This is a genomic window from Proteus sp. G4415 (genome assembly GCF_963896075.1).
In the GTDB taxonomy this organism is placed as follows: domain Bacteria; phylum Pseudomonadota; class Gammaproteobacteria; order Enterobacterales; family Enterobacteriaceae; genus Proteus; species Proteus mirabilis.
In genome coordinates, this window is sequence record NZ_CAWQOK010000080.1 from 1 (window position 1) to 8783 (window position 8783).

Here is an 8783-nt window from a genome sequence, read left to right on the forward strand (position 1 = left end):
AATTAAATTCTTTAATATGATCATTTAAAGATAATGTATAAAATTGTTCGAAACTCTCTTTTCCATTAAAATAAAAATTAAAGACTTCCTCTAATTTCATATTCTTTCCCCCTATATATTAGAAAGGGTGAAGAATCTCTCTTCACCCTTTCTAATATATTTATACTGCCTTTAGGGACTCCCTTTATGACTGGAGATAACTCGCTAGTCAGGAGTATGGTTATATTATAGCCATTTCCAACATAAACGGCAAGTACATCCAACAAAAGCACTCATTAGAGTGCCCTTTCAATTATAATAAACAGCTTAATTATTTCTTTTTAATGGCATTAATAATATTAGTTGTGGAAATACCATCTTCAAAATTAAGTACTTTCACTTCACCACCCGCAGCCCACACCTCTTTACTGCCAGCAATGTCTTCGGGTTTATAATCGCCACCTTTTACTAAAATATCAGGCAATACTGATGCAATTAAACGCTGTGGGGTATCTTCTTCAAACGCGACAACCCAATCAACCGCCCCTAACGCGCCTAATACGGTCATTCGTTGCTCTAATGGGTTTACTGGGCGACTTTCACCTTTTAATCGTTTAGTTGATGCATCACTATTTACCGCAACAATCAGGCGATCACCCAATTTACGTGCATTAGCTAAATAACTAACATGCCCAGCATGAAGAATATCAAAACAACCATTTGTCATCACTATGCGCTCACCACGTTGACGCGCTAAAGCAACCGCTTGTTTGAGTTGTGACTCTTCCATAATACCAAAGCCGTTATCAGCACGCCCGCGAATAGCATTTTCAAGCTCAATAGGAGAAACCGTTGACGTTCCCAGTTTCCCCACAACCACACCAGCTGCAGCGTTGGCAAGAAAGCACGCTTCCGCTAATGGTTTGCCTGCAGCTAATGCAGTAGCAAGCACGCCGATAACCGTATCTCCCGCCCCTGTCACATCATAAACTTCTTGTGCTTGAGTGGGTAAATGCAATGGCGCTTCATTGGCTTGTAATAAACTCATGCCCCGCTCTGAACGAGTGATCAATAGTGCATCAAGTGCTAAATCTTTTACTAGTTGAGTGCCCTTTTCTACTAGCTCATCATCTGTATGACAAACGCCCACCACTTGCTCAAACTCTGACATATTCGGTGTTAATAGTGTGGCACCACGGTAGCGTTCAAAATCACTGCCTTTAGGATCGATTAGTACCGGCACACCTGCTTTTTTAGCTAATTGGATCATTTGCTGTACGTGAGAAAGTGCACCTTTAGCATAATCCGATAAAATTAAGGCACCCATTGAGGGTAATGCTTGTTGAATACGCTCATAAATTGGCTCTGGAGAGACATTGCTAAATCCCTCTTCAAAATCAAGGCGGATAAGTTGTTGGTTACGTGATAGGACACGTAATTTAGTAATAGTTGGATGTGTCGCAATAGAGACGAAATCACAACGCACATTAACCTGACTTAATGTATTGCTTAATGCTTTTGCCGCTTCATCGATGCCGGTTAACCCCACCAAACGAGAATTAGCCCCTAAAGAAGCAATATTCATTGCAACGTTAGCTGCACCACCCGGACGCTCTTCTATGGTATCTACTTTTACCACAGGCACAGGTGCTTCTGGTGAGATCCGACTTGTAGGACCATACCAATAACGGTCTAACATGACGTCACCGACAACCAGCACATTGGCTTTATTAAAATCCGGCAGCGTTACTTTCATCCCATACTCCACATTATTTTCAAAAATAAGCCGAAATAATACCATAACTTGTTACGCAAAAAGCGAAACTCATCAGAATAGTGTGAACAAAAAAGAGCGTTTATTCATCTAACCATTTTTGTTTACTACTCAATACCCATTGCCGTTCTGTAATAAAACAATCTCCATCAACAACCGCAGGTAATGTTTGTAATGCAAGATGATGAAGCTCATTACGTAGGGTGACATAAGCTTGAGTTAATAACTGAGCCTCTTGTTCACTCATCACTTGGTATTTTGCCATTAATTCCAAAATTCGCACATTATCAGACCAACGGGTCAAAGCCGGATATTGATGTGAAAAGCGCAATACCAAATATTGTGCGATAAACTCAATATCAGTGATCCCCCCTGATGAGGCTTTTAAATCAAATGTATTGCTTTGAGTGGGTGCCAAATGCTGTACCATTTTTTGGCGCATCTCACGCACTTCCTGCTGTAGTACAGTTGCGTTACGAGCTAAACATAGTGTTTCATGGCGAGTACGTGCAAACATCTGCTGTAATTGGTCATCGCCATAAATCATTCTTGCACGAATTAATGCTTGATGCTCCCAAGTCCAAGCTTCATTTTTCTGGTACTCATCAAAGGCTTGAATAGTACTTACCAACATACCTGATTCACCGGAAGGACGTAAGCGTGCATCTACTTCATATAACACGCCGGAAGAGGTTCTGGTGCTAAATAGATGAATAATACGCTGCGCTAAACGTAAATAGAATTGGCGAGCATCAATCTGTTTTGCCCCCGTTGTCAGAATATTCATTGGGCAATCTAATAAAAAAACCAAATCTAAATCAGAACTATACCCTAATTCCCAGCCCCCTAATTTGCCATACCCAACGACCGCAAAACCTAAACCGTCTCGTTGCGCTAAATGCGCAGGTTCCCCATAGCGTTTCACCATATAGGACCATGCTTGGTGAACAACGGCATGGATAATGGCTTCCGCTAAATAGGTTAGGTGATCGCTGACTTTCATCACCGGTAATACCCCTGCAATATCCTCTGCGGCAATACGCAATAGCTGGGCTTGTTTAAATTGGCGTAATGCTTCTAAACGTTGCTCTTCATCTTCTTCTGGCACACGCAATAAATATTGACGTAATTCGTCCTGATAGGCATTTAATGGTAATGGTTGATAGAGGGAATGAGGATCGAGTAATTCATCCAATAATAATGGATGTCGTGTTAATTGTTCAGCAATCATCGGTGATGCAGCACATAAGCGCACTACGTGGGTTAATACCTCATCAGACTCTTGCATTAACTCTAGATAAGTGGTTCGACTTACAATGCCCAATAACAACGGGGTGATACGCTGTAAGATCACCAACGCTTGTGGTTGAAGACACACTTTAGCCAATAACTTAGGCATTAGCGCATCAAGCACGTCACGCCCTCTAGGCCCTATAGTACGTTTACTGATATCTTGGCGAAACAGTTGCAGTGTTTGACAAATAGCTTGCCTATCTTCTGCCGTTAGCCCTTGATGAAAAAGCGTTGCGCTATCAGGTAAACGCCCTAATAACCATAATCGCTTAAATTCGCTGACATCTTCTTCATCTTCATTTTCATCATCTTCGCCAATCAGTTGCGTAAAAATAACGGAAACAGCCTGCATTTTTTGGTTAATTTGTTGATAGAGCATTTGCCAATCGTCAAATCCCATCGCAAACGCCAGTCGTGCCTTATCTTCAAGATTGTCAGGTAACCTTTGTGTTTGTTGATCCGCAATAGATTGAAGAAGATTTTCTAATCGACGTAAGAAAAGATAGCTATCTGCTAACTGTGATGTTTCTTGTGCAGAGAGTAATTCCAATTTAGCAATGACATTAAGCACTGTTAATAGTGAATGACTTTGTAGCTCAGGCTCTCTACCGCCACGAATTAATTGAAAAACCTGAGTAATAAATTCAATTTCACGGATCCCCCCCGCCCCAAGCTTTATATTATCAATCATCCCTCGACGACGTACTTCACGACTTATCATCGATTTCATATTACGAAGAGATTGGATCACACTAAAATCGATATAGCGACGATAAACGAAAGGGCGCAACATTTGGCGTAAGATTTGGCAATACTCTTTTTTTTCTGCCCCCAAAACACGCGCTTTTACCATCGCATAGCGCTCCCAATCACGCCCTTGCTCTTGATAATAATCTTCAAGCGCGGCAAAGCTCATCACTAAAGGGCCACTTTCGCCAAAAGGACGTAAACGCATATCTACACGATAAACAAAACCATCTATTGTATGTTGATCTAACACTTTAATCAGTTTTTGCCCTAATCGGGTAAAAAACTGAGCATTATCTAATTCACGTCGCCCACCTTGAGTCACACCATTTTCAGGATAAGCAAAAATAAGATCGATATCAGAAGAGAAATTCAGTTCAAATCCACCTAACTTGCCCATTCCCAAAATAAGTAATGGCTGAGGTTTTCCCTCACTATCACAAGGCGTTCCCCATTGTTGGCAACATTGCTGATATAGCGTATCTTTGGCGACACTAATCAAGGTTTCCGCGAGTACACTCAATTGTTTGAGCGTACAGGGTGTATCACAGAGTTGGAAAAATTGTGACCAGGCAATACGCACTAATTGTTGATGGCGGAACTGTCGTAAAATGGCCATCAAGTCATCTTCATTATCAACATGAGTGAGTTGTTGCTTTAATTGAGATGAGTAATTTTGCCACTCATCACTAACAGGTGGTGTTTGTCTGATTTCCGTTAACCAGTGAGGATTGACACGTAAATGCTCGGTTGCAAAGGGGCTAAAGGCAAAAAATTGCTGCTCTCGCTCACTAAAAGGGGCAAGCTCGTTGAGCTTTGTAGAAAACGTGCATTGTGCTTTATCCCATAATTGTTGAAACACACTGTTAGCAGACATAATAAACTCTCAATTGTCAGAAAATTAAGCGATAGCCAGCAACCACGCCATTGCAGATAATTTAAAATTCAGCCATAACACATGATAATAATCCGTTGCGCGGGTAAAGGATAACAACGAAAGATTATCGAGTGCTTGCTGCATTGATTCAGGTAACTGAGGCTGCTTTTTACACCAATCAGAAAACAGTGCTAACATAGCGGGCATAGTGAGTGTTGGTGGCGTCGGATTAGCAAAAATAGCTTCTTCTAACGCTTGAATAGCCGCTAACCACTTAGTCAGTTGTTCCGCTATTGTGTCATTAGGTGCAAGATTGACCACACTTAACGATAATGCGGGCTTATCTTTAGCAAGATAATAACCACGGGCAGCTTTACTGCGTGAAGCAAGTCGTAATCCCCCTTGTTCACCTAAAAAAGTCGCCAAATCAATCACATCCGCCACTTGGCCTTTTTTTAGCTCCAGTTCAAACTCTTCAATAGGTAATTCATATTGCGCTGTACGAATGGTGCCTTTATCTAGCACCACTTCAATTTGACTCTCTAAATAATCCACCAGCCAAATTTCACGATGAAAATCGGTATGAAAAAGAACCTTTAATTGTGCTTGTAATGCCGTTAAATCGGTATTATCTGGCCAAATTTCTGCGGGAAAACGGGTTAAATCGAGGGTTGGCTCATTTAATGCCACATTATATTCTGGACGTTGATGTAACCCCGCAACCACTTTACCCGCTGTTTTAATTGTCATTTCATAATGAGAGTCAATACCACGGATACGTAGCCCCATGTCCCAATTACGCATCTGATTATCGGAGGTTTCAAAGTAAAGATTAGTCAATTTATGCGGTGGTGTATGCTGGTATGGCAAAGTCAGAATGCGCTGAATAATCTGAGGAATAGCGGCAGGTATCGCACTAAGTTTGAGTTCGGTTTCTAATTGGCTCATTCTATTTCCCTTAAGTAAATCAATCGATTAGTAAAATATTTAACGCATTGTTATTTCGCAAATGGTAGTCTATTCACAATAATGAATAAAAGGCAGATTACCCCTATATTCTATCAGTTAAGACTGTTCTCATTCTGGTTTACTATTTGCTTACGCAAACTTTACTCTTTAGTATCAGTAAAAATATTCTCTTGTATAGATAAAAAAGTTGAAAACATAATGCGAAAATTACCTTTACTTTTTCTTTCCTTACTTGGCTTAGGCGTTTCTCTGAGCTCACACGCAGAAACTCGTTATGTTTCCGATGAATTATCCACCTATGTTCACAGCGGCCCTGGTAATCAATACCGTATTGTTGGCTCATTAAGTTCAGGGGCAACAGTTACGGTACTTTCTCGTAATGCCGCTACAGGTTATGTGCAAATCAAAGACGATAAAGATCGGACAGTTTGGTTACCAGAAAATCAATTAAGTACACAACCGAGTATGCGCACTCGCATTCCGGCTATGGAAAAAGAAATTCAAACCCTACGCGATAAATTAGCGAATATCGACCAAAGCTGGAACCAGCGCACAATTGACATGCAAAATAAAGTGTCAAACAGCGATGAAATTATCAATGGTTTGAAAAAAGAAAATGAGCAGATGAGAACAAAATTAGCGGTTGCTGAGAAAAAACTCGATTTTGCTAATCAACAATTAGATGATAGGCAGCGTGATATCATCCTACAGTGGTTTATGTATGGTGGTGGTGTTGCCGGTGCTGGTCTTATTTTGGGTTTAATATTGCCACATATTATTCCTCGTCGCCGTAAGCGTAATGACCGTTGGATGAATTAATCACAGGCAATTAAGGATCAAGATCCCGTGAAAATCTATCTTGTTGGTGGTGCTGTGCGCGACCAACTATTAAATTTACCGGTAAAAGACAGAGATTGGGTAGTGGTTGGCGCAACGCCAGAGACACTATTACAACAAGGCTACCAACAAGTGGGTAAAGATTTTCCGGTCTTTCTTCACCCTGATACTCACGAGGAGTACGCTTTAGCGCGTACCGAACGAAAATCAGGCTCAGGTTACACGGGATTTACCTGCTATGTAGCCCCTGATGTGACCTTAGAAGATGATTTGCAACGGCGTGATTTAACCATTAACGCCATTGCTTACTCTGCTAAAGGTGAATATATCGATCCCTATCATGGCATTGATGATATTCATGCCAAATTACTGCGCCATGTTTCTGATGCATTTAGTGAAGATCCATTAAGGGTACTACGTGTCGCTCGTTTTGCGGCTCGTTTTGCTCCTTTAGGTTTTACAATAGCGTCGGAGACGATGTCATTGATGCAAGAGATGACAAACAGTGGTGAATTAAATGCCCTCACTGCTGAACGAGTGTGGAAAGAAACGGAAAAAGCACTTCACAGCCAAGCCCCACAAGTCTATTTTGAGATCTTACATCAATGTGGCGCTCTAAAAATACTTTTCCCTGAAATTAATGCACTCTTTGGCGTTCCTGCCCCTAAAAAGTGGCATCCTGAGATTGATACGGGTATTCATACCATGATGGTATTAGCCATGGCCAGCCGGTTGACTGACGATATCGCGGTACGTTTTAGCGCGCTTTGTCATGATCTCGGTAAAGGTGTTACCCCGGTAGAAAATTGGCCTCACCATCACGGACATGGCCCTGCGGGTGTTCCTTTAGTTGAGGCTCTGTGCCAACGTTATCGTATTCCTAACCAGATACGTGATCTCGCCAAACTGGCAGCCAAATATCACGATCATCTCCACCGCATAGAAAGAATGCGCCCCTCAAAAATAATTCGACTTTTCGATGCGATTGATGCTTGGCGCAAACCAGAACGCATCGATCAACTCGCTATAATTAGCGAGGCCGATGCAAGGGGACGCCAAGGTTCAGAAAATTTGCCTTATCCCCAAGGAATATTTTTTCGTCAAGCCTTTAAGATTGCCAATCAAGTTGATGTTAAATCAATTGTCAGTCGTGGTTTAAAAGGCAGTGCCATACGAGAAGCATTAACTAAACAAAGAGAAGTCGCGATAATAGAATGGAAATCGCGACTTTAACTATTGTGTGTGGCAAATATTAAGCGTAACGCTCAATAATCACCCCGACGTTGGTGGCTTGTGCTATCGCCCCTGGTTTAGCTAATTTTATTTTGACTCGTGGTACAGAAAACTGAGTTATCAGTAGCTGTGCCACTTCTTCAGCAACACGCTCGACTAATTCAAAACGTCGCTTTTCCACATACTCTATTATGGCGTGACTGACACTGGCATAATCTAAACAGTGAGCAACATCATCGGTTTGGGATGCGCGCTTATTATCCCACTCCATTTCGATATCGAACACTAACTTTTGCTTAATGGTTTTTTCCCAATCATAAACACCGATTGTGGTTATTACTGATAATTGTTCAATAAATACGATATCCATCACGTCATCTCTTATTTTTTCTGCTCATCGGATACCACTTCCGATGAAATATGCGTATTATCCATACATGTCTAACGAACGTTCATCAACATTGGAGAATACAAATGAGTGCTAACGCACTTGGAATGATCATCTTCGCCTATTTGTGCGGCTCAATCTCCAGCGCGATTTTGATTTGCCGACTGGCAAGACTCCCTGATCCAAGAAAATTTGGCTCTGGTAATCCTGGCGCCACCAATGTGCTACGTATTGGTGGTAAACTTGCAGCGGCATCTGTGCTTATCTGTGACGTCCTAAAAGGGATGATCCCCGTTTGGCTCGCCTATTACCTAAATGTGCCTCCCTTTTATCTCGGTATTGTCGCAATAGCGGCTTGTCTAGGCCATATTTACCCTGTTTTTTTCCACTTTAAAGGCGGAAAAGGGGTTGCTACTGCATTTGGCTCTATCGCTGCTATTGGTTGGGATCTTAGCGGACTGATTGCGGGAACCTGGCTACTAACTGTTTTACTCAGTGGCTATTCCTCACTGGGTGCTATTATCAGTGCATTGCTTGCCCCATTTTATGTCTGGTGGTTTAAACCCGAATTCACTTATCCCGTTGCACTATTATCATGCTTAGTACTTTACCGTCATCATGACAATATTCAACGTTTATGGCGAGGACAAGAGAGTCGCATTTGGCATAAGCTGAAAAAAAAGACA

7 protein-coding genes are annotated in these 8783 nt (G+C 41.7%); 3 read left to right on the forward strand and 4 right to left on the reverse strand.

Going from position 1 to position 8783, the window contains the following annotated elements; genetic code table 11:
- Nucleotides 1–310: 310 nt before the first annotated feature.
- The 3 genes from hldE to AACU95_RS09885 all read right to left on the reverse strand — a co-directional run bounded on the left by hldE (nucleotide 311) and on the right by AACU95_RS09885 (nucleotide 5618).
- Complete coding sequence (gene hldE, locus AACU95_RS09875; protein WP_004249466.1) at nucleotides 311–1735, reverse strand: bifunctional D-glycero-beta-D-manno-heptose-7-phosphate kinase/D-glycero-beta-D-manno-heptose 1-phosphate adenylyltransferase HldE; 1425 nt, start codon at nucleotides 1733–1735, stop codon at nucleotides 311–313.
- A gap of 100 nt (nucleotides 1736–1835) precedes the next feature.
- A complete protein-coding gene (glnE, locus tag AACU95_RS09880) occupies nucleotides 1836–4670 on the reverse strand; it encodes a bifunctional [glutamate--ammonia ligase]-adenylyl-L-tyrosine phosphorylase/[glutamate--ammonia-ligase] adenylyltransferase (protein ID WP_161737051.1) in 2835 nt (944 codons plus the stop codon).
- 24 nt (nucleotides 4671–4694) lie between these two features.
- Nucleotides 4695–5618, reverse strand: coding sequence for a CYTH domain-containing protein (locus tag AACU95_RS09885; protein WP_141192105.1), 924 nt, complete (start codon nucleotides 5616–5618; stop codon nucleotides 4695–4697).
- A gap of 219 nt (nucleotides 5619–5837) precedes the next feature.
- Here AACU95_RS09885 and AACU95_RS09890 point away from each other — a divergent pair, with 219 nt between their 5' ends.
- Both AACU95_RS09890 and AACU95_RS09895 read left to right on the forward strand, forming a co-directional pair.
- Complete coding sequence (locus AACU95_RS09890) at nucleotides 5838–6458, forward strand: TIGR04211 family SH3 domain-containing protein (RefSeq protein WP_012368329.1); 621 nt, start codon at nucleotides 5838–5840, stop codon at nucleotides 6456–6458.
- Nucleotides 6459–6485: 27 nt separating this feature from the next.
- Nucleotides 6486–7709 (forward strand): multifunctional CCA addition/repair protein, encoded by a 1224-nt coding sequence (locus tag AACU95_RS09895; RefSeq protein ID WP_141192104.1) that lies wholly within the window; start codon nucleotides 6486–6488, stop codon nucleotides 7707–7709.
- 19 nt (nucleotides 7710–7728) lie between these two features.
- Here AACU95_RS09895 and folB read toward each other — a convergent pair whose 3' ends face one another.
- The gene (gene folB, locus AACU95_RS09900) at nucleotides 7729–8079 is read right to left on the reverse strand and encodes a bifunctional dihydroneopterin aldolase/7,8-dihydroneopterin epimerase (RefSeq protein ID WP_064506275.1); all 351 of its coding nucleotides are present in this window, start codon (nucleotides 8077–8079) and stop codon (nucleotides 7729–7731) included.
- A 104-nt stretch (nucleotides 8080–8183) separates the two neighbouring features.
- Between folB and plsY the strand changes: the two genes are divergently transcribed.
- Nucleotides 8184–8783, forward strand: a 600-nt coding sequence (gene plsY / locus AACU95_RS09905) for a glycerol-3-phosphate 1-O-acyltransferase PlsY (protein ID WP_161737052.1), incomplete at its 3' end; no start/stop codon positions are given.